This is a genomic window from Streptococcus parauberis NCFD 2020 (genome assembly GCF_000187935.1).
GTDB classification, from domain to species: Bacteria; Bacillota; Bacilli; order Lactobacillales; family Streptococcaceae; genus Streptococcus; species Streptococcus parauberis.
The window spans coordinates 1,929,910-1,951,714 of record NZ_AEUT02000001.1 but is presented as its reverse complement, the minus strand read 5'-3'; the positions used below and the strand labels follow the sequence as shown (position 1 = coordinate 1,951,714).

The 21,805-nt window shown below is 39.9% G+C and carries 14 protein-coding genes, 18 tRNA genes and 2 rRNA genes; all 34 read left to right on the top strand.

Annotated elements, in window-relative coordinates; genetic code table 11:
* Positions 1-99: 99 nt before the first annotated feature.
* The 34 genes from SPB_RS09875 (at position 100) to purH (ending at position 21,793) form a co-directional block, all read left to right on the top strand.
* Positions 100-172 (top strand) — tRNA-Ala (locus SPB_RS09875).
* Between the two features lie 239 nt (positions 173-411).
* Positions 412-3,316, top strand: a 23S ribosomal RNA gene (locus SPB_RS09870).
* Positions 3,317-3,399: 83 nt separating this feature from the next.
* A 5S ribosomal RNA gene (rrf, locus tag SPB_RS09865) occupies positions 3,400-3,515 on the top strand.
* A gap of 16 nt (positions 3,516-3,531) precedes the next feature.
* A tRNA-Val gene (locus tag SPB_RS09860) sits at positions 3,532-3,604 on the top strand.
* 4 nt (positions 3,605-3,608) lie between these two features.
* Positions 3,609-3,681, top strand: a tRNA-Asp gene (locus SPB_RS09855).
* Positions 3,682-3,734: 53 nt separating this feature from the next.
* Positions 3,735-3,807 (top strand) — tRNA-Lys (locus SPB_RS09850).
* Between the two features lie 6 nt (positions 3,808-3,813).
* Positions 3,814-3,895 (top strand) — tRNA-Leu (locus SPB_RS09845).
* Positions 3,896-3,907: 12 nt separating this feature from the next.
* Positions 3,908-3,980 (top strand) — tRNA-Thr (locus SPB_RS09840).
* A gap of 15 nt (positions 3,981-3,995) precedes the next feature.
* Positions 3,996-4,067: transfer RNA gene (locus SPB_RS09835), tRNA-Gly, on the top strand.
* Positions 4,068-4,078: 11 nt separating this feature from the next.
* Positions 4,079-4,163, top strand: a tRNA-Leu gene (locus tag SPB_RS09830).
* A 15-nt stretch (positions 4,164-4,178) separates the two neighbouring features.
* Positions 4,179-4,252, top strand: a tRNA-Arg gene (locus tag SPB_RS09825).
* 6 nt (positions 4,253-4,258) lie between these two features.
* A tRNA-Pro gene (locus tag SPB_RS09820) sits at positions 4,259-4,332 on the top strand.
* Between the two features lie 5 nt (positions 4,333-4,337).
* Positions 4,338-4,411: transfer RNA gene (locus tag SPB_RS09815), tRNA-Met, on the top strand.
* A 19-nt stretch (positions 4,412-4,430) separates the two neighbouring features.
* A tRNA-Ile gene (locus SPB_RS09810) sits at positions 4,431-4,504 on the top strand.
* A gap of 7 nt (positions 4,505-4,511) precedes the next feature.
* A tRNA-Ser gene (locus tag SPB_RS09805) sits at positions 4,512-4,601 on the top strand.
* 9 nt (positions 4,602-4,610) lie between these two features.
* Positions 4,611-4,685 (top strand) — tRNA-Met (locus SPB_RS09800).
* Between the two features lie 19 nt (positions 4,686-4,704).
* Positions 4,705-4,777, top strand: a tRNA-Phe gene (locus SPB_RS09795).
* Positions 4,778-4,783: 6 nt separating this feature from the next.
* Positions 4,784-4,854, top strand: a tRNA-Gly gene (locus tag SPB_RS09790).
* Positions 4,855-4,881: 27 nt separating this feature from the next.
* Positions 4,882-4,955: transfer RNA gene (locus SPB_RS09785), tRNA-Ile, on the top strand.
* 10 nt (positions 4,956-4,965) lie between these two features.
* Positions 4,966-5,053 (top strand) — tRNA-Ser (locus SPB_RS09780).
* 297 nt (positions 5,054-5,350) lie between these two features.
* Positions 5,351-5,938, top strand: coding sequence for a rod shape-determining protein MreC (gene mreC, locus SPB_RS09775; RefSeq protein WP_254655073.1), 588 nt, complete (start codon positions 5,351-5,353; stop codon positions 5,936-5,938).
* Between the two features lie 2 nt (positions 5,939-5,940).
* Positions 5,941-6,441 (top strand): rod shape-determining protein MreD, encoded by a 501-nt coding sequence (gene mreD, locus SPB_RS11145; RefSeq protein ID WP_003105481.1) that lies wholly within the window; start codon positions 5,941-5,943, stop codon positions 6,439-6,441.
* 95 nt (positions 6,442-6,536) lie between these two features.
* Positions 6,537-7,847 (top strand): CHAP domain-containing protein, encoded by a 1,311-nt coding sequence (locus tag SPB_RS09765; protein WP_003102578.1) that lies wholly within the window; start codon positions 6,537-6,539, stop codon positions 7,845-7,847.
* A 108-nt stretch (positions 7,848-7,955) separates the two neighbouring features.
* Positions 7,956-8,918, top strand: a complete 963-nt coding sequence (locus SPB_RS09760; protein WP_003103806.1) for a ribose-phosphate diphosphokinase — start codon at positions 7,956-7,958, stop codon at positions 8,916-8,918.
* A gap of 110 nt (positions 8,919-9,028) precedes the next feature.
* The gene (locus tag SPB_RS09755) at positions 9,029-10,207 is read left to right on the top strand and encodes a pyridoxal phosphate-dependent aminotransferase (protein ID WP_003102893.1); all 1,179 of its coding nucleotides are present in this window, start codon (positions 9,029-9,031) and stop codon (positions 10,205-10,207) included.
* Positions 10,197-10,970, top strand: coding sequence for a DNA repair protein RecO (recO, locus tag SPB_RS09750; protein ID WP_003104032.1), 774 nt, complete (start codon positions 10,197-10,199; stop codon positions 10,968-10,970). Before SPB_RS09755 ends, recO begins: the two co-directional genes overlap by 11 nt.
* A gap of 147 nt (positions 10,971-11,117) precedes the next feature.
* Positions 11,118-12,131 (top strand): phosphate acyltransferase PlsX, encoded by a 1,014-nt coding sequence (gene plsX, locus SPB_RS09745; protein ID WP_003103651.1) that lies wholly within the window; start codon positions 11,118-11,120, stop codon positions 12,129-12,131.
* On the top strand, positions 12,118-12,360 hold the full coding sequence (locus tag SPB_RS09740; protein WP_003104799.1) for an acyl carrier protein: 243 nt from the start codon (positions 12,118-12,120) through the stop codon (positions 12,358-12,360). The genes plsX and SPB_RS09740 overlap by 14 nt, the downstream gene beginning before the upstream one ends.
* A 145-nt stretch (positions 12,361-12,505) precedes the next feature.
* Complete coding sequence (gene purC, locus SPB_RS09735; protein ID WP_003105473.1) at positions 12,506-13,213, top strand: phosphoribosylaminoimidazolesuccinocarboxamide synthase; 708 nt, start codon at positions 12,506-12,508, stop codon at positions 13,211-13,213.
* Between the two features lie 69 nt (positions 13,214-13,282).
* On the top strand, positions 13,283-17,008 hold the full coding sequence (locus tag SPB_RS09730; protein WP_003103192.1) for a phosphoribosylformylglycinamidine synthase: 3,726 nt from the start codon (positions 13,283-13,285) through the stop codon (positions 17,006-17,008).
* Between the two features lie 99 nt (positions 17,009-17,107).
* Positions 17,108-18,565, top strand: a complete 1,458-nt coding sequence (gene purF / locus SPB_RS09725; protein WP_003104332.1) for an amidophosphoribosyltransferase — start codon at positions 17,108-17,110, stop codon at positions 18,563-18,565.
* Positions 18,566-18,648: 83 nt separating this feature from the next.
* Complete coding sequence (gene purM / locus SPB_RS09720; protein WP_175282156.1) at positions 18,649-19,671, top strand: phosphoribosylformylglycinamidine cyclo-ligase; 1,023 nt, start codon at positions 18,649-18,651, stop codon at positions 19,669-19,671.
* Positions 19,668-20,222: a phosphoribosylglycinamide formyltransferase gene (gene purN / locus SPB_RS09715; RefSeq protein ID WP_003105937.1), complete on the top strand. Its 555-nt coding sequence runs from the start codon at positions 19,668-19,670 to the stop codon at positions 20,220-20,222. Before purM ends, purN begins: the two co-directional genes overlap by 4 nt.
* Before the next feature lie 26 nt (positions 20,223-20,248).
* Positions 20,249-21,793, top strand: coding sequence for a bifunctional phosphoribosylaminoimidazolecarboxamide formyltransferase/IMP cyclohydrolase (gene purH / locus SPB_RS09710; protein WP_003105614.1), 1,545 nt, complete (start codon positions 20,249-20,251; stop codon positions 21,791-21,793).
* The last annotated feature ends 12 nt before the right edge of the window (positions 21,794-21,805 follow it).

Below are 21,805 nucleotides of genomic sequence, written 5' to 3'. Positions count from 1 at the left end.
TGGAAGCACGTTAGGAAAAGTCTTATTTAGTTTTGAGAGGTCTTATTAAAGTAATGAGATAGAAACACCACTAATAATGTAACAACCAGTTTATTAGTTGGGGCCTTAGCTCAGCTGGGAGAGCGCCTGCTTTGCACGCAGGAGGTCAGCGGTTCGATCCCGCTAGGCTCCATTATCTAGGATACAAAGAGATGTTCGGCTTGCCGAAATTTCTTAAGAAATTAATCTCGTGTTCAACTAGATAAGTAGGATAAAAATCCTAACATAGTCCATTGAAAATTGAATATCTATATCAAATTCCACAATTAAGAAATTAATTGTAGAAAAAAGTAACAAGAAATAAACCGAAAAAAAAGATAAACGCGAACATATTAAAAAAAATTAAAAGAAAGGTCGAAAGACTGGAAATAAGGTTAAGTTAATAAGGGCGCACGGTGGATGCCTTGGCACTAGAAGCCGATGAAGGACGTGACTAACGACGAAATGCTTTGGGGAGCTGTAAGTAAGCAAAGATCCAGAGATGTCCGAATGGGGGAACCCGGCATGTAATGCATGTCATCCATGACTGTTAAGGTCATGAGAAGGAAGACGCAGTGAACTGAAACATCTAAGTAGCTGCAGGAAGAGAAAGCAAACGCGATTGCCTTAGTAGCGGCGAGCGAAACGGCAGAAGGGCAAACCGAGGAGTTTACTCCTCGGGGTTGTAGGACTGCGACGTGGGATCAAATACTATAGAAGAATTACCTGGGAAGGTAAGCCAAAGAGAGTAATAGCCTCGTATTTAAAATAGTAAATGACTCTAGCAGTATCCTGAGTACGGCGAGACACGCGAAATCTCGTCGGAATCTGGGAGGACCATCTCCCAACCCTAAATACTCTCTAGTGACCGATAGTGAACCAGTACCGTGAGGGAAAGGTGAAAAGCACCCCGGAAGGGGAGTGAAATAGAACCTGAAACCGTGTGCCTACAACAAGTTCGAGCCCGTTAATGGGTGAGAGCGTGCCTTTTGTAGAATGAACCGGCGAGTTACGATATGATGCGAGGTTAAGTTGAAGAGACGGAGCCGTAGGGAAACCGAGTCTTAATAGGGCGACTTAGTATCATGTTGTAGACCCGAAACCATGTGACCTACCCATGAGCAGGTTGAAGGTGAGGTAAAACTCACTGGAGGACCGAACCAGGGCACGTTGAAAAGTGCTTGGATGACTTGTGGGTAGCGGAGAAATTCCAAACGAACTTGGAGATAGCTGGTTCTCTCCGAAATAGCTTTAGGGCTAGCGTCGATGTTAAGTCTCTTGGAGGTAGAGCACTGTTTGGGTGAGGGGTCCATCCCGGATTACCAATCTCAGATAAACTCCGAATGCCAACGAGATATAATCGGCAGTCAGACTGCGAGTGCTAAGATCCGTAGTCGAAAGGGAAACAGCCCAGACCACCAGCTAAGGTCCCAAAATAATTGTTAAGTGGAAAAGGATGTGGGGTTGCACAGACAACTAGGATGTTAGCTTAGAAGCAGCTATTCATTCAAAGAGTGCGTAATAGCTCACTAGTCGAGTGACCCTGCGCCGAAAATGTACCGGGGCTAAAACAATTTACCGAAGCTGTGGATTACCTTTAGAGGTAATGGTAGGAGAGCGTTCTATGTGTGAAGAAGGTATACCGTGAGGAGTGCTGGAACGCATAGAAGTGAGAATGCCGGTATGAGTAGCGAAAGACAGGTGAGAATCCTGTCCACCGTAAGACTAAGGTTTCCAGGGGAAGGCTCGTCCGCCCTGGGTTAGTCGGGACCTAAGGAGAGACCGAAAGGTGTATTCGATGGCCAACAGGTTGATATTCCTGTACTAGTATGTAAAGTGATGGAGGGACGCAGTAGGCTAACTAAAGCGTGCGAATGGAAGAGCACGTTCAAGCAGTGAGGTGTGGTATGAGTCAAATGCTTATACCTAATACATTGAGCTGTGATGAGGAGCGAAATTAAGTAGCGAAGTTAGTGATGTCACACTGCCAAGAAAAGCTTCTAGCGTTTAATTACATACTACCCGTACCGCAAACCGACACAGGTAGTCGAGGCGAGTAGCCTCAGGTGATCGAGAGAACTCTCGTTAAGGAACTCGGCAAAATGACCCCGTAACTTCGGGAGAAGGGGTGCTGGCGTTAGCGTCAGCCGCAGTGAATAGGCCCAAGCAACTGTTTATCAAAAACACAGCTCTCTGCTAAATCGTAAGATGATGTATAGGGGGTGACGCCTGCCCGGTGCTGGAAGGTTAAGAGGAGTGCTTAGCGTAAGCGAAGGTATGAATTGAAGCCCCAGTAAACGGCGGCCGTAACTATAACGGTCCTAAGGTAGCGAAATTCCTTGTCGGGTAAGTTCCGACCCGCACGAAAGGCGTAATGATTTGGGCACTGTCTCAACGAGAGACTCGGTGAAATTTTAGTACCTGTGAAGATGCAGGTTACCCGCGACAGGACGGAAAGACCCCATGGAGCTTTACTGCAGTTTGATATTGAGTATCTGTACCACATGTACAGGATAGGTAGGAGCCATTGAAGACGGGACGCCAGTTTCGTCTGAGGCAATGTTGGGATACTACCCTTGTGTTATGGCTACTCTAACCCAGATAGGTTAACCCTATCGGAGACAGTGTCTGACGGGCAGTTTGACTGGGGCGGTCGCCTCCTAAAAGGTAACGGAGGCGCCCAAAGGTTCCCTCAGATTGGTTGGAAATCAATCGTAGAGTGTAAAGGTATAAGGGAGCTTGACTGCGAGAGTTACAACTCGAGCAGGGACGAAAGTCGGGCTTAGTGATCCGGTGGTTCCGCATGGAAGGGCCATCGCTCAACGGATAAAAGCTACCCTGGGGATAACAGGCTTATCTCCCCCAAGAGTTCACATCGACGGGGAGGTTTGGCACCTCGATGTCGGCTCGTCGCATCCTGGGGCTGTAGTCGGTCCCAAGGGTTGGGCTGTTCGCCCATTAAAGCGGCACGCGAGCTGGGTTCAGAACGTCGTGAGACAGTTCGGTCCCTATCCGTCGCGGGCGTAGGAAATTTGAGAGGATCTGCTCCTAGTACGAGAGGACCAGAGTGGACTTACCGCTGGTGTACCAGTTGTCTTGCCAAAGGCATCGCTGGGTAGCTATGTAGGGAAGGGATAAGCGCTGAAAGCATCTAAGTGCGAAGCCCCCCTCAAGATGAGATTTCCCATGATTTTATATCAGTAAGAGCCCTGAGAGATGATCAGGTAGATAGGGTTAGAAGTGGAAGTATAGCGATATATGAAGCGGACTAATACTAATAGCTCGAGGACTTATCCTAAGATAAGTATGAACAAATAGTTTATTGACAGTTTTGGTCAAACTTGTTAGAATATAGATATTCAATTTTGAGTGGACTCAAAGTTAAGTGACGATAGCCTAGGAGATACACCTGTACCCATGCCGAACACAGTAGTTAAGCCCTAGAACGCCTGAAGTAGTTGGGGGTTGCCCCCTGTTAGATACGGAAGTCGCTTAGCTTAAAGAATACTCATTGGGAGTTTAGCTCAGCTGGGAGAGCATCTGCCTTACAAGCAGAGGGTCAGCGGTTCGAACCCGTTAACTCCCATAAAGGTCCCGTAGTGTAGCGGTTATCACGTCGCCCTGTCACGGCGAAGATCGCGGGTTCGATTCCCGTCGGGACCGTTGAAATCGATATTAATCTGGTTTCATTTTTAATTGGATTTAGATTCAATTAAGACTCGTTAGCTCAGTTGGTAGAGCAATTGACTTTTAATCAATGGGTCACTGGTTCGAGCCCAGTACGGGTCATCTTAAGCGGGTTTGGCGGAATTGGCAGACGCACCAGATTTAGGATCTGGCGCTTAACGGCGTGGGGGTCCAAGTCCCTTAACCCGCATAAAGATAATAAGCCGGCTTAGCTCAGTTGGTAGAGCATCTGATTTGTAATCAGAGGGTCGCGTGTTCAAATCATGTAGCCGGCATTTTTTTAAATAGTTGCGAACGTAGTTCAGTGGTAGAACATCACCTTGCCAAGGTGGGGGTCGCGGGTTCGAATCCCGTCGTTCGCTTTAGAGGTATAGCCGGGGTGGCGGAACTGGCAGACGCACAGGACTTAAAATCCTGCGATGGTTATCATCGTACCGGTTCGATTCCGGTCCTCGGCATTAATTTAATAAGTAGCACCCTTAGCTCAACTGGATAGAGTACCTGACTACGAATCAGGCGGTTAGAGGTTCGACTCCTCTAGGGTGCATCAATTCGGGAAGTAGCTCAGCTTGGTAGAGTACTTGGTTTGGGACCAAGGTGTCGCAGGTTCGAATCCTGTCTTCCCGATTGATGGCGGTGTAGCTCAGATGGCTAGAGCGTCCGGTTCATACCCGGAAGGTCGGGGGTTCGATCCCCTTCGCCGCTATTATTTTTATGGATTACTTGGACCTTTAGCTCAACTGGTTAGAGCACTCGGCTCATAACCGAGCGGTCGTAGGTTCGAGTCCTACAAGGTCCATAAACATGGAGGATTACCCAAGTCCGGCTGAAGGGAACGGTCTTGAAAACCGTCAGGCGTGTAAAAGCGTGCGTGGGTTCGAATCCCACATCCTCCTTTTTAATATCGCGGGATGGAGCAGTTAGGTAGCTCGTCGGGCTCATAACCCCGAAGGTCGTAGGTTCAAATCCTGCTCCCGCAATAAACATAGATTTGTTGATGGCTCGGTAGCTCAGTTGGTAGAGCAATGGATTGAAGCTCCATGTGTCGGCGGTTCGATTCCGTCTCGCGCCATTATTAGCGGGTGTAGTTTAGTGGTAAAACTACAGCCTTCCAAGCTGTTGTCGCGAGTTCGATTCTCGTCACCCGCTTTATAGTTTTACCCAAGCTATAGGCTTGGGCGCGTAGCTCAGGTGGTTAGAGCGCACGCCTGATAAGCGTGAGGTCGGTGGTTCGAGTCCACTCGTGCCCATTATTATTTTGGAGAATTACTCAAGAGGCTGAAGAGGACGGTTTGCTAAATCGTTAGGTCGGGTAACTGGCGCAAGGGTTCGAATCCCTTATTCTCCGTATTAATAAACGAGAATATCTTATAGATATATCGTTTTTTTTTTATCATTTTTAGGAGGCATCAGTGAATAAGCATAAACTATCAAAATTTTCTTTTGGATGACAACAGTTAGTATATTATTAGCTATTCTGTTTCTTGTATTTTCATCTAAAGTCTCGCCTTATGTCTCATCATATACTAGTAGTGGGTTATCAAAAGTAGATAACATTATTTCAATTCCATTTAACAAAACAAAATCATCTATAGGAAAAGTTCAACATTTATTTAGTACCTATAAGGACAATAGAAGTTTAAAGTTGAAATTAGAAAATGAGTCAACAAATGTAGAACAACTAAAAAGCTTGAAAAGAAAAAATGCTTCTTTGAGGGCACTATTAAATCTAGAAACGAATGCATCTTTTAAAAAAGTAAGTGAAATATTAGTCAGAAATCCGTATAGTTGGTCTGACTCTCTTATTATTAAGGGTGGCAAACAAGATGGAATAAATAATTCCATGACTGTGGTTAATGGTAAGTATTTAATAGGTAGTATTAGTAATATTTCGGACGATAGCTCACATGTTAACTTATTAACAAGTGGAAAAAATTTCAACTTACCAATAAAAATTGTTGGAAAAAAAGAAACTATTTTCGGCAATTTAAAAACTTATAATAAAGAGACAAAGCTAATGGTTGCAAGTGAATTCAATTCTAATGTAACTATATCAACAGGTGATAAAGTTTATACAAGCGGTTTAGATGGAGTTACAGTTCCCGATATTTCAATCGGGAAAGTGAAAAATGAGATTAAAGCCAATGATAAATTGGATCGAAGAATTTATATATCTTTAGGTGCTAATTTTAAACAAATTGATTATTTATATGTATTAGGAAGAGATAACTAAACATGAATAAGTTAAAACTAACTATATATTTTTTATTACTGATTCCAATAATGCTTATTGATCCACATATTTCGGAATTAATTAATACATTTTTTACGAGTGAGACTCACATATCTATCTTCCTATTTTTTATTTTTATCTTTTATTTGTCTCAACAAATTGGATATTTTATAGCATTTCCTTTATCTCTAATATTGGGTATGATTTATGATTATTATTATTTTGATTATTTAGGAATCATGGTTATTGCCTTTCCAGTTTCAATATCATTTTTGTATATTTTTACAAAATATTTGGAAAAAAATTCAAAAATTCAATCCACATTATTGTTTTCGATTTACTTATTTTTAGTTAATTTTATTTGTTTTTTAATAGTTCGATCTCTAGATTTTACAAGCCTTTCATGGACATTTTTTATCACTTACGAATTACTTCCAAGTTTAATTGTGAATATTTTCCTTTTTGTAACAATTAATACATATTTGAACCGATTTATTTATTAATTATTACACAGAACTGTAACACATGCGTAATATTATTTCATGTATTTTCTGATACAATATAATATGTCTTATCGAAAAAGGAGTAGTTTTTTTAAATGAAAAAGAGAATTTTATCAGCCGTTCTTGTAAGTGGTGTTACCCTTGGAGCAGCAACAACTGTCGGAGCAGATGATTTTGATTCAAAAATTGCTGCGCAAGATACGATTATCACAAACTTAAATGCAGAACAAACAGCTGCACAAGAACAAGTAACTGCAATTCAAGGTCAAATTGGTACTTTGCAAACTCAACAAGATAGTTTGGCACTTGAAAATGAAGCACTTCAAGCTAAATCAGCTAAATTAGCAGAAGAAATTCAAGCACTATCTAGTAAAATTGTTGCACGTAACGAAGCCTTGAAAAAACAAGCACGTAGTGCACAAAAAGGAAATACTACAACTAGCTATTTAAATACACTTTTAAACTCTAAAACTGTATCTGATGCTATTAATCGTGTTGTAGCTATTCGCGAAGTTGTTTCTGCGAATGCCAAAATGTTAAATCAACAAAAAGCAGATAAAGTTGCTCTTAATAAAAAGCAAACTGAAAATCAAAATGCAATTAATACTGTAGCTGCTAATATGGAAACTATTTCTGCTAATAAAGTTTCATTAGAAACTCAACAAGCAGATTTAGAAGTCGCTAAATTAGATTTATCAGCTAAAATGGCAACAGCTCAAAATGATAAAGCAACATTGGTTTCTCAAAAACATGAAGCTGAAGTTAAAGCTGCAGAAGCTGCTAAAGCACAAGCTGAAGCACAAGCACAAGCTGAAGCACAAGCTAAAGCACAAGCAGAATCTGTTGCTAAAGCACAAGCTGCTGTAGAAGCACAACAAGCTGCTGAATCTGTTGCACCTGCTCAATCACAAGCACCAGCTGCACAATCAGTTGCACCAGCACAAGCACCAGCTGCACAATCAGCTGCGCCTGCTCAATCACAAGCACCAGCTGCACAATCAGCTGCGCCTGCTCAATCAACAGCACCAGCTGCACAATCAGCTGCACCTGTGCAATCAACAACTGTGTCAACACCAAAAGTATCATATGGAACAGCAAATACATATCCAGTTGGACAATGTACTTGGGGCGTTAAATCAATGGCACCTTGGGTTGGCGACTATTGGGGTAATGGTGGACAATGGGCATCCTCTGCAGCAGCAGCTGGATACAGAATTAGTTCAACACCAGTAGCTGGCGCAGTAGCAGTTTGGGGTGGTGGATATGGACACGTAGCTTTAGTTACATCTGTTCAAAGTTCTTCAAACATCCAAGTTATGGAATCAAATTATAATGGAAATATGTCAATCGGCAACTATCGTGGATGGTTTAATCCAAGTGGTGCTGTATACATCTTACCAAACTAAAAATAATGACCAGCTTCAGCTGGTCTTTTTTTATGAAATCCTAAAATCATTTGAAATATTAAAGCAAAAGGGTTAAAATGGTATAGGATTAAAACTTTGGAGGAAATAATGTCTTATTCGGATTTAAAATTGTTTGCGCTGTCTTCTAACAAAGAACTAGCTGAACGTGTAGCATCATCAATGGGTATTCAAATGGGAAAATCTACAGTTCGTCAGTTTTCTGATGGGGAAATTCAAGTAAACATTGAAGAGTCAATTCGTGGTCATCATGTTTTTATTTTACAATCAACAAGTTCACCAGTAAATGATAACTTGATGGAAATATTAATTATGGTTGATGCACTTAAACGGGCAAGTGCTGAAAAAGTAAGTGTAGTTATGCCTTACTATGGTTATGCACGTCAAGATAGAAAAGCTCGCTCTCGTGAACCGATTACTTCTAAATTAGTCGCTAATATGTTAGAAGTTGCTGGTGTGGATCGTCTTTTAACAGTAGATTTGCATGCTGCTCAAATTCAAGGTTTCTTTGATATCCCAGTAGATCATTTAATGGGTGCACCTCTAATTGCCGAGTACTTTGATCGTCATGACTTAGTTGGAGATGATGTAGTAGTTGTCAGTCCGGACCATGGTGGTGTTACAAGAGCACGTAAATTGGCACAATTCCTTCAAACACCGATTGCAATTATTGATAAACGTCGTAGTGTTGATAAAATGAATACATCTGAAGTTATGAACATTATTGGGAATGTTGCAGGTAAAAAATGTATTCTGATAGATGATATGATTGATACGGCTGGTACGATTTGTCATGCAGCTGACGCACTTGCTGAGGCTGGTGCAACTGAAGTATATGCTTCTTGTACTCACCCTGTTTTATCAGGCCCTGCGATGGATAATATTGAAAAATCAGCGATTAAGAAATTAATTGTTCTTGATACGATTGCAATATCTGAAGAACGTTTAATTGATAAGATTGAAATGATTTCAATCGCTGATTTGATTGCCGATGCAATTATTAGAATTCATGAAAAACGTCCTTTATCACCTCTTTTTGAAATTGAAAAATAAGCAAGGGGTAGTCAATATGACTACTCTTTTTTGAATTCTTTTCAGAAGTGCTATAAAAGTATCAGAATTTTGTGTATAATGGTAGTATTATTTTTTGGGGGAGGTCCCATATGGATTTAAGTGATCGTTTTAATAAGAATTTAGGTAAGATAGAAATTTCTTTGATTCGTCAATTTGATCAATCGATTTCTGATGTACCAGGTATTTTAAAATTAACTTTAGGTGAACCAGATTTTGCAACTCCTGACCATGTCAAAGAAGCAGCCAAAAAAGCTATAGATGACAATCAATCTCATTATACAGGTATGAGTGGTCTTCTTGCATTAAGACAAGCAGCCGCTGATTTCGTTAAAGTGAAATACAATTTGAATTATAAACCTGAAACAGAGGTTATGGTAACTATTGGTGCAACAGAGGCTTTGTCAGCTTCTCTGATGACTATCTTGGAAGAGGAGGATGTTGTTTTACTTCCCGCGCCAGCCTACCCTGGCTATGAACCAATTGTGACACTTGCGGGAGCTAGGATTGTCGAAATAGATACCACTCCAAACAACTTCGTATTAACTCCTGAGGTTTTAGAGGAGGCCCTTATTGCCCAAGGAGATAAAGTAAAAGCTGTATTACTCAACTATCCAACAAATCCCACTGGGATGACCTATTCTAGAGAGCAGATCAAGTCTTTTGCTGAAGTCTTGGCAAAATATAATGTTTTTGTGGTTAGTGATGAAGTTTATTCTGAATTAAATTATACTGATCAAAATCATGTTTCCATTGCAGAGTACCTTCCTGAACAAACTATTTTAGTTAATGGCTTATCTAAATCGCATGCTATGACTGGGTGGCGTATTGGGTTTATCTTTACGCATGAGACGATTGCAGCACAGGTTATCAAGAGTCACCAGTATCTGGTAACTGCTGCCACAACTATGGCTCAATATGCGGGCATTGAAGCATTAACCGTTGGTAAAAATGATACTCAACCAATGAAGGAACAGTATATCAGACGTCGTGATTATATCATTGAAAAGATGACTGAGATGGGCTTTTCGATGATTAAGCCAGATGGTGCTTTTTATATATTTGCTAAAATTCCACAAGGATTTGGTGAAAATGGCTCCTTCAAATTCTGTCAGGAATTAGCGAGACAGCAAGCTCTTGCTTTTATTCCAGGGATTGCTTTTGGTCCATTTGGTGAGGGCTATGTACGTCTGAGCTATGCAGCTAGTATGGAAACAATTGAAACTGCTATGGAACGTTTGAAAGACTATATGACACATTATGGAAACTAGTCAGTCACATGGTATTGTTCTATATAATAAGAACTTTCGAGAAGATGATAAGTTAGTTAAAATCTTCACTGAGCAAGCTGGCAAACGGATGTTTTTTGTTAAGCATGCAGGGAAATCCAAGTTAAGTTCAGTGATTCAGCCCCTAACAGCCGCTGATTTTATCTTAAAATTAAACGACATTGGCTTATCTTATATAGAAGATTATAATCAAGTGGAAACTTATAAAAAAATTAATCAAGATATTTTTACCTTGTCTTATGCCACTTATATTACGGCTTTAACCGATGCAGCTTTAAAAGATAATGAGATTGATGCACAACTCTTTGCCTTTCTTAAAAAGACTTTAGATTTAATGGAAGAGGGTTTAGATTATGAAGTAATGGCTAACATCTTTGAGGTTCAAATATTGGATCGCTTTGGGGTCAGATTAAATTTTCATGATTGTGTCTTTTGTCACCGGACAGGACTGCCTTTTGATTTTTCGCATAAATATTCAGGTGTACTTTGTCCACAGCACTATCATGAAGATATTCACAGAAATCACTTAGATCCAAATGTAGTTTACTTATTAGATCAGTTTCAAGCCATTCACTTTGATGAGTTGAAAGTTATTTCTTTAAAACCGGAAATGAAGGAAAAACTCCGTTTGTTTATTGATGAATTGTATGACGATTATGTCGGAATTCATCTAAAGAGTAAAAAATTTATTGACGACTTGTCCACATGGGGACAAATTATGAAGCCCAGCTCAGAGGATAATTAATTTTGGGAGTTTAGCATATGCTAGGCTCTCTTTTGGTGGGGCTGCGCAGCAATTCCCCATTAGTCTAGATGGTGTCAAACTCCTACAGATTGTGCTATAATAATTACATTGTTTTATCTTAATATGATACGGTAAAAAGGAGCAAGGATGAAAAGAATTGCAGTTGATGCTATGGGTGGCGACAATGCCCCGAAAGCAATTATAGAAGGTGTCAATCAAGCTATTGAAGTTTTTTCAGATATTGAAGTTCAACTTTATGGTGACCAAACTAAGATTAAAGAGTATTTAAAAGAGTCTGATCGAGTGACAATTTTCCATACTGATGAAAAAATCAATTCTGATGATGAGCCCGCTAAGGCAATTAGACGTAAGAAAAATGCCTCAATGGTGTTAGCAGCGCGAGCAGTCAAAGATGGAGAGGCTGATGCAGTTCTCTCAGCCGGTAATACAGGTGCTTTATTAGCCGCAGGTTTATTTGTTGTTGGTAGAATTAAAGGTGTTGATCGTCCAGGCTTATTGTCTACTTTGCCAACCACAAACCAAGCAGGCTTTGATATGTTAGATTTAGGTGCTAATGCTGAAAATACAGCTTCACACCTGCACCAATTTGCTATCTTGGGTTCTTTCTATGCTAAAAATGTCCGTGGACTTGCCAATCCTCGTGTTGGTTTATTAAATAATGGAACTGAAGAAATGAAAGGTGATCCCTTACGTAAGGAAACCTTTGCACTTCTATCAGAAGAAAAAGAAATCAATTTTGTTGGAAACGTTGAAGCACGTGACTTGATGTCAGGTGTTTGTGATGTTGTGGTTGCTGATGGTTTCACGGGAAACGCTGTTTTGAAATCAATTGAAGGAACGGCTAGTGGTATTATGTCACAACTAAAAACATCAATTAAATCAGGTGGTTTTAAGGCTAAACTAGGTGCATTACTGTTAAAAGACAGTTTAAAAGATATGAAAAATTCCTTAGATTACTCTGGCGCCGGTGGTGCCGTACTTTTTGGTTTAAAAGCACCAGTTGTAAAATCACATGGTTCTAGTGACGCGAAATCAATTTTTTATACTATTAAACAAATCCGTACTATGTTGGAAACAGATGTTGTTGGACAATTAGTTGAGGAATTTGCTAAGGAGACACAAACTGATGACGAGAAATGATATTTTAGAAAGACTAACAAGAATCATTCAAGAAATTGAAGCGAATGAATTACCTGAAATTAATGAGTCAACTAATTTTGAAAAAGATTTAGATGCTGATTCAATCAAATTAACAGAATTTATTATTAATGTTGAAGATGATTTCAACATTAGTATCCCAGATGAAGATGCGGAAGATATGAAAACTGTTGGTGATATGATTACATATATTTCTAATCGTTTGAACTAAATTACCAAAGAGGAGCTTATGCTCCTCTTTTTTTATCTAAAAACGAACGTTATATTTATTCTTTTATAATTCATTAATAAAATGTTGAATATGTTGCTGATATATGTTATTCTTTATAAAAAAGCATATGAAAGGCGAACAATTAATGCCAGAAGAACTAATTTATACAGGCAAAGCAAAAGATATCTACTCTACAGAGGATGATAATGTCATAAAGTCTGTGTATAAGGATCAAGCAACAATGTTGAATGGAGCACGGAAAGAAACCATCGAAGGAAAAGGTGTTTTAAATAATAAAATATCATCCCTTATTTTTTCTCGTCTGAATGAGGCTGGAATTGCAACGCATTTTATTAAGCAGGTTTCAGATACGGAACAATTAAACAAGAAGGTAACCATTATTCCTTTAGAAGTGGTTTTACGTAATATAGCTGCGGGTTCTTTTTCAAAACGTTTCAGCATTGAAGAAGGTAGTTCGCTGGCAAATCCTATTATTGAGTTCTACTATAAAAATGATGAACTTGATGATCCTTTTATGAATGATGACCACGTGAAGCTATTAGGCATTGCGACTGCTGAGCAAGTTGACTATATTAAAGAAGAAACTCGTCGTATTAATGAGCTCTTAACGAAATGGTTTAATGCCATTGAGTTACATCTGATTGATTTTAAACTTGAGTTTGGTTTTGACAAGGATGGCAAAATTATTTTGGCTGATGAGTTTTCACCAGATAATTGTCGCTTATGGGATGCCCAAGGAAATCATATGGATAAAGATGTTTTCAGAAGAAATCTTGGTAGTCTAACAGATGTTTATCAAGTTGTTTACGAAAAATTAAAAGCATTAAAATAAGAAGAAATCAGTGATGGATTAGGCTAACTAGTTGCTACGGTCTGTAGGACTATTTGGATTGGAGATAAAATGGATAAACGTATTTTTGTAGAGAAAAAAGAAGATTTTCAGGTAAAGGCAGAGTCACTTGTAAAAGAATTAAATCATAATCTGCAATTAGAAACTTTAAAAGATCTTAGAATCATTCAAGTTTATGATGTTTTCTCAATAGACGAGGGTTTAATTGAAAAAGCTGAAAAACACATTTTTTCAGAACAAGTAACAGATAATCTTTTAGATGGAGCATTTCTCTTAAATGATTTAGACAGTTATTCTTATTTTGCTATCGAATCTCTGCCTGGTCAATTTGATCAACGTGCAGCTAGTTCTCAAGAAGCAATATTATTATTAGGTAGTTCAAGTAAAGTAACAGTTAATACAGCTCAACTTTATCTTGTAAATAAAGATATCGATGAGACAGAATTAACAGCTCTTAAACACTACTTGCTTAACCCAGTTGATTCAAGATTTAAAGATATCACACATGCAATTGCGAAACATAATTTTTCAGAATCTGATAAAACTATTCCAAATCTCGATTTCTTTACTTCATATACTGCTGAGGATTTTAAAGCTTATAAATCAGAGTCTGGTCTTGCCATGGAAGTTGATGATTTACTTTTCATCCAAGATTACTATAAAACAATTGGGCGCGTGCCTACTGAGACAGAACTTAAAGTATTAGATACTTACTGGTCTGACCATTGTCGTCACACGACTTTTGAAACTGAATTAAAGGCTATTGATTTTTCAGAATCTAAATTTCAAAAACAATTACAAGCAACTTATGATAAGTATATCCAAATGCGTAATGAATTGGGTCGTTCAGAAAAACCTGAAACTCTAATGGATATGGCAACTGTCTTTGGACGTTATGAACGTGCTAATGGTCGCCTTGATGATATGGAAGTATCAGATGAGATCAATGCTTGTTCTGTTGAAATCGAAGTCGATGTCAATGGTGTGAAAGAACCCTGGCTTTTGATGTTCAAAAATGAAACACATAATCACCCAACAGAAATTGAACCTTTCGGTGGAGCGGCAACTTGTATCGGAGGGGCTATTCGTGACCCATTATCTGGTCGCTCTTATGTTTATCAAGCTATGCGTATTTCAGGCGCAGGCGACATCACTATGCCAATTGCGGCAACTCGTAAAGGTAAATTACCGCAACAAGTTATTTCAAAAACAGCGGCGCACGGCTATTCTTCATATGGAAACCAAATTGGTTTAGCAACAACTTATGTTAAAGAATACTTCCATCCAGGTTTTGTAGCTAAACGGATGGAACTTGGGGCTGTCGTCGGGGCTGCTCCAAAGGAAAATGTTATTCGTGAAAAACCTGAAGCTGGCGATGTGGTAATCCTCTTAGGTGGAAAAACCGGTCGTGATGGTGTTGGTGGAGCAACTGGCTCTTCAAAAGTGCAAACTGTTGAATCAGTTGAGACAGCTGGTGCAGAAGTTCAAAAAGGTAATGCTATTGAAGAACGAAAGATTCAACGACTCTTCCGCAATAGTCAAGTTACTCGTTTAATTAAAAAATCAAATGACTTTGGAGCTGGTGGTGTTTGTGTTGCCATCGGTGAATTAGCAGATGGTCTGGAAATTGATTTAGATAAAGTTCCATTAAAATATCAAGGATTAAATGGAACAGAGATTGCTATTTCAGAATCTCAAGAACGGATGTCAGTTGTTGTTCGTCCAGAAGATGCTGATCAGTTTATCGAGGAATGTCGTAAAGAAAACATTGATGCTTTGATTGTAGCTGTTGTCACTGAAAAACCAAACTTGGTAATGACTTGGAATGGCCAAACAATTGTTGATATTGAACGCTCTTTCTTAGATACAAATGGAGTACGCGTGGTTGTTGATGCCAAGGTTGTTGATAAAGAAACTACTATTCCTGAGCAACGTCAAACTTCAGAAGCTAACTTAAAAGCAGATACATTAGCTTTACTTGCTGAACTTAATCATAGTTCACAAAAAGGACTTCAAACTATTTTTGACAGTTCGGTTGGTCGTTCAACAGTTAACCATCCTCTAGGCGGTCGCTACCAAATGACACCGACTGAAAGTTCAGTTCAAAAACTACCTGTTCAAAATGGAGTGACGCAAACAGCGTCAGCCATTGCCCAAGGCTATAATCCAGCTATTGCCGAATGGTCTCCTTATCATGGTGCAGCTTATGCTGTGATTGAAGCAACTGCCCGTTTAGTAGCTTCAGGTGCAGAATGGGATAAGGCTCGCTTCTCATATCAAGAGTATTTCCAAAGAATGGATAAGATTGCTGAGAACTTCGGTCAACCTGTTGCAGCACTACTTGGTTCTATTGAAGCCCAAATTCAACTTGGTTTGCCATCAATTGGTGGTAAAGACTCCATGTCAGGTACTTTTGAAGAGCTGACTGTTCCACCAACCCTTGTAGCCTTTGGAGTTACCACAGCTACTGTTGGGAAGGTTCTTTCACCAGAGTTTAAAGCTGTTGGTCAAAACATTTACTACATGCCAGGTCAAGCCATCTCACAAGAAATTGACTTTGAGCTCATCAAAGCCAACTTCACTAAATTTAAAGCAATCCAAGAGCAACATACAATTACTGCAGCCTCAGCTGTTAAGTACGGTGGTCCAATTGAAAGCCTCGCATTGATGAGTTTTGGAAACCAAATTGGTGCAGAAGTGACCTTGTCAGACCTCTCCTTAGGGCTTAATGCGCAGCTTGGAGGTTTTATCTTCACGTCTGCCGACGACATTGCTGGCGCAGAAAAAATTGGTCAAACCACTGCTAACTTTAGCTTAGTGATTAACGGCCAAGAACTAACAGGTGCTAAGCTTCAAAGTGCATTTGAAGGCACACTTGCAAGCATCTATCCGACAGAATTTGAACAAACTTCAAGCCTTGCGGAAGTACCAGCTGTTAACAGCTCTGCAATTATCACAAGAATAGAAAGAATTGACCAACCATTAGTTTACATTCCAGTATTCCCAGGTACCAACTCAGAATATGATTCAGCTAAAGCCTTTGAAAAAGAAGGTGCTAGAGTTAATTTAGTCCCATTTGTAACCTTAAATGAAGAAGCAATTGTAGAGTCAGTTGAAACAATGGTCGCAAATATTGAAGAAGCTAATATCATCTTCTTTGCTGGGGGATTCTCAGCTGCTGATGAACCAGATGGATCTGCTAAATTTATTGTTAACATTCTTTTGAATGCAAAAGTTCGCCAAGCTATTAATGCCTTTATTGCTAATGGTGGTTTGATAATTGGTATCTGTAATGGCTTCCAAGCATTAGTTAAATCAGGTTTACTACCATATGGTAATTTTGATAGTGCAACTGAAACAAGCCCAACACTTTTCTACAACGATGCTAATCAACACGTGGCTAAAATGGTTGAAACACGCATTACCAATACTAACTCACCTTGGTTAAGTGGAGTTAAAGTTGGTGATATCCATGCTATCCCAGTCTCACATGGTGAAGGTAAATTTGTTGTCACCGAAGAAGAATTTAAGGAACTCCGTGATAATGGACAAATCTTCAGTCAATATGTTGACTTCCAAGGAAAACCAAGCATGGATTCTAATTATAATCCAAATGGCTCAGTAAATGCCATCGAAGGGATTACAAGTAAGAACGGACAAATTATTGGGAAAATGGGACATTCAGAACGTTATGAAGATGGTCTCTTCCAAAATATTCCTGGTCAGAAAGATCAATTCTTATTTGCATCAGCCGTTCACTATTTCACAGGTAAATAATAAAATGGGCTTTCGGCCCACGACAAGCTGACCAGAGTGCTGTCCCAAAGAATCATTCTTTTGAGACAGGCACTCTTTAGGTCTTATAACGAGGTAATCATGACATACGAAGAAAAATCTCTTAATGAAGAGTGTGGTGTATTTGGGATTTGGGGCCATCCTCATGCGGCTCAAGTAACCTATTTTGGTCTTCATAGCTTACAACACCGCGGGCAAGAAGGAGCTGGTATTGTTTCCAATGACAATGGTCGCTTACTTCAACACCGTGACACTGGACTTTTATCAGAAGTATTTAGCAACCAAGCCGACCTAGCGAAATTAACAGGTCATGCGGCTATTGGCCATGTCCGTTATGCTACTGCTGGGACAGCTTCTATCAATAATATTCAGCCTTTCCTTTACAATTTCACAGATGAACAATTTGGACTCTGCCATAATGGTAATCTGACCAATGCTTTATCTCTCAAGAAAGAGTTGGAACGAGAAGGAGCTATTTTTAATGCTTCGTCTGATACAGAAATACTAATGCATTTAATCAGACGCAGTCATCACCCAGACTTTATGGGCAAGGTCAAAGAGGCTCTCAATACTGTTAAGGGTGGCTTCGCCTATCTTTTAATGACTGACGACAAGTTAATTGCAGCTTTAGATCCTAATGGCTTCCGCCCACTGTCGATTGGGCAATTACCAAATGGCGCCTGGGTGGTATCAAGCGAGACCTGCGCCTTTGAGGTGATCGGGGCCAAGTGGATTCGTGATGTCATGCCTGGTGAATTAATTATCATTGATGACTCTGGAATCACAGTTGGTAGTTATACCAAAGATACACAACTGGCCATTTGTTCCATGGAATATGTTTATTTTGCAAGACCTGACTCAACAATCTACGGTGTTAATGTCCATACAGCTCGTAAAAATATGGGGCGTCGCTTAGCCCAAGAGTTCAAACATGAGGCAGATATTGTCGTTGGTGTACCTAATTCATCACTTTCAGCAGCCATGGGTTTCGCTGAAGAATCTGGTCTACCAAATGAAATGGGCTTGGTTAAAAATCAATATACTCAGAGAACTTTCATCCAACCAACACAAGAATTGCGTGAACAGGGTGTCCGCATGAAATTATCAGCTGTCTCTGGTGTTGTTAAAGGTAAGCGCGTGGTGATGATTGATGATTCGATTGTTCGTGGAACAACATCACGTAGAATTGTTAATCTGCTTCGTGAAGCTGGAGCGACTGAAGTTCACGTGGCTATTGGTAGCCCAGAACTGAAATATCCATGTTTCTATGGGATTGATATTCAAACCCGTCGTGAGCTGATCTCTGCAAACCATGATGTAGATGAGGTTTGTCAAATCATTGGGGCAGACTCATTGACTTATCTTTCTCTTGATGGGATGATTGATGCCATTGGCTTGGAAACAGATGCACCAAATGGTGGTCTCTGTGTTGCTTACTTTGATGGTAATTACCCAACACCACTTTATGACTATGAAGAAGCTTATCTCAAGAGTCTAGAAGAAAAAGTTAGTTTCCATATTGATAACGTTGCTAAATAGCACAGCTATTTTAAAGAAATGAAAGGAAAAGAAGGTCAAAAATTGGGGCATTAAATCCACTATTTGGCTTTCTAAAATCAATTATTATGACTAAAAATGCTTATGCAAAATCAGGTGTAGACGTTGAAGCAGGCTATGAAGTTGTTGAAAGAATTAAAAAACATGTCGCTCGCACAGAACGTGCAGGTGTGATGGGTGCTCTTGGTGGCTTTGGTGGTATGTTTGATCTTAGCCAGACTGGAGTTAAAGAGCCAGTGCTTATCTCCGGAACTGACGGGGTCGGAACAAAATTAATGCTTGCTATCAAATATAATAAGCATGACACAATTGGTCAAGACTGTGTGGCCATGTGTGTTAATGATATCATTGCTGCAGGGGCAGAACCACTTTATTTCCTTGACTATATCGCAACAGGTAAAAATGAACCAGCTAAATTAGAACAAGTTGTAGCTGGAGTTGCTGAAGGCTGTGTCCAAGCAGGAGCTGGACTAGTTGGTGGTGAAACTGCTGAAATGCCAGGTATGTATGATGAAGATGATTACGATCTTGCGGGCTTTGCCGTTGGTGTTGCTGAAAAATCACAAATTATTGATGGATCAAAAGTAGCCGAAGGTGATGTTCTCTTAGGCTTAGCCTCAAGTGGGATTCATTCTAATGGGTACTCACTCGTGCGTTCTGTCTTCCAAGATTACACTGGTGAAGAAGTCTTACCAGAACTCGAAGGCAAAGTCTTAAAAGATGTTCTCTTAGAACCAACTCGTATCTACGTTAAAGCAGTTTTACCATTAGTTAAGGAGAACTTGGTTAATGGTATTGCTCACATCACGGGTGGTGGTTTTGTAGAAAATGTTCCGCGCATGTTTGCAGATAACTTAGCTGCTGAAATTGAAGAAGACAAGGTGCCAGTTCTACCTATTTTCAAAGCCCTTGAAAAATATGGGGAGATCAAGCATGAAGAAATGTTTGAAATCTTTAATATGGGGATTGGTCTTATGATGGCTGTTAAACCTGAAAATGTTGACCGCATTAAAGAACTTTTGGATGAACCAGTTTATGAAATTGGGCGTATCGTTGCCAAAGAAGATAAGGGTGTTATTATCAAATGACAAAACGTTTAGCAGTTTTTGCCTCTGGGAATGGGTCAAATTTTCAGGTCATTGCAGAGCAGTTTCCCGTAGCCTTTCTGTTTACGGATAAGAGACAGGCTTATGCTGTCGAGCGAGCTAACAACTTAGGCGTGGCGCATTATAGCTTTGAATTGAAAGAATTTGCAAGTAAAGAAGCCTATGAAGAAGCCATCGTGGCTCTGCTTGATGAGCATGAGATTGACTTAATTTGTTTGGCTGGTTACATGAAAATTGTTGGTCCAACCTTGTTAGATGCTTATGAAGGTCGGATTATCAATATTCACCCAGCCTATTTACCTGAATTTCCTGGTGCCCATGGCATTGATGATGCTTGGGATGCTGATGTTGACCAATCAGGTGTAACTATTCATTGGGTCGATAGTGGCGTGGATAGTGGACAAGTGATTAAACAAGTTCGCGTCCCACGTTTACCAGAAGACACTATTGAGACTTTTGAAGCCAGAATCCATGAAATGGAATACCAGCTTTATCCTCAAGTATTGGATAGTTTAGGCGTTGAACGAAAATAGATAGACAAGAGTTAGAGGAGAATAGAATGAAACGTGCACTAATTAGTGTTTCAGATAAAGCGGGCATTGTCGAATTTGCTCAAGCATTAAAAGACTTAGGTTGGGATATTATCTCAACAGGTGGAACAAAAGCTGCTCTTGATGAAGCGGGTCTCGAAACCATTGCCATTGATGATGTGACAGGTTTTCCTGAAATGATGGATGGCCGTGTTAAAACCCTTCATCCTAACATCCACGGTGGTCTTCTAGCTCGCCGTGACTTGGATACTCACCTGACAGCTGCCAAAGAAAATAATATTGAACTGATTGACTTAGTCGTTGTTAACCTTTATCCATTCAAAGAGACAATTATCCGTCCGGATGTGACTTATAGCAAAGCTGTCGAAAACATTGACATCGGTGGTCCATCAATGCTCCGTTCAGCAGCCAAAAACCATGCTAGTGTAACAGTTATTGTCGATCCAGCTGACTACGAGGTAGTACTGAAAGAATTAACTGAGGTTGGTGAAACCAACTACGCAACTCGTCAGCGTTTAGCAGCTAAAGTTTTCCGCCACACGGCAGCATATGATGCCTTGATTGCTGAGTATTTTACAGCTCAAGTTGGAGAAGACAAACCAGAAAAACTGACCTTGACGTATGATTTAAATCAGTCAATGCGTTACGGGGAAAACCCTCAACAAGATGCTGACTTCTACCAAAAAGCCATTCCAACCGATTACTCCATTGCTTCAGCTAAACAATTGAACGGCAAAGAATTGTCCTTTAATAATATTCGTGATGCTGACGCAGCCATCCGTATTATCCGTGACTTCAAAGACCGTCCAACAGTTGTTGCCCTTAAACACATGAATCCATGTGGGATTGGTCAGGCTGATACAATAGAAGAAGCTTGGGACAATGCTTATGAAGCTGATTCTGTTTCTATCTTTGGTGGTATCATTGTTCTGAACAGAGAAGTTGATGCCGCGACAGCTGAGAAGATGCATCCTGTCTTCTTAGAAATAATCATTGCACCAAGTTATTCTGAAGAAGCGCTAACTATTCTTACCAATAAAAAGAAAAATCTGCGTCTCTTGGAATTGCCATTTGATGCTCAAGATGCTAGTCAAGTAGAGCCTGAATTCACTGGTGTTGTTGGTGGTATATTGGTTCAAAACCAAGATGTTGTGGAAGAAAATCCAGACACTTGGGAAGTGGTGACTGAGCGTCAACCAAACGATCAAGAAAAAGAAGCTCTTCTTTTTGCTTGGAAAGCCATTAAATATGTTAAATCAAATGGTATCTTGATTGCCAATGACCACATGACCCTTGGCGTTGGTCCTGGTCAAACAAACCGTGTAGCCTCAGTGCGCATTGCCATCGAACAAGCCAAAGATCGTCTTGAAGGAGCGGCCTTGGCTAGTGATGCCTTCTTTCCATTTGCTGACAACATTGAAGAAATTGCCGCAGCTGGTATCAAGGTCATCGTGCAACCTGGTGGTTCAGTCCGTGACCAAGATTCTATCGACGCTGCCAACAAACATGGCATTGCCATGGTCTTCACTGGCGTACGCCACTTTAGACATTAAAATTAAATAAGT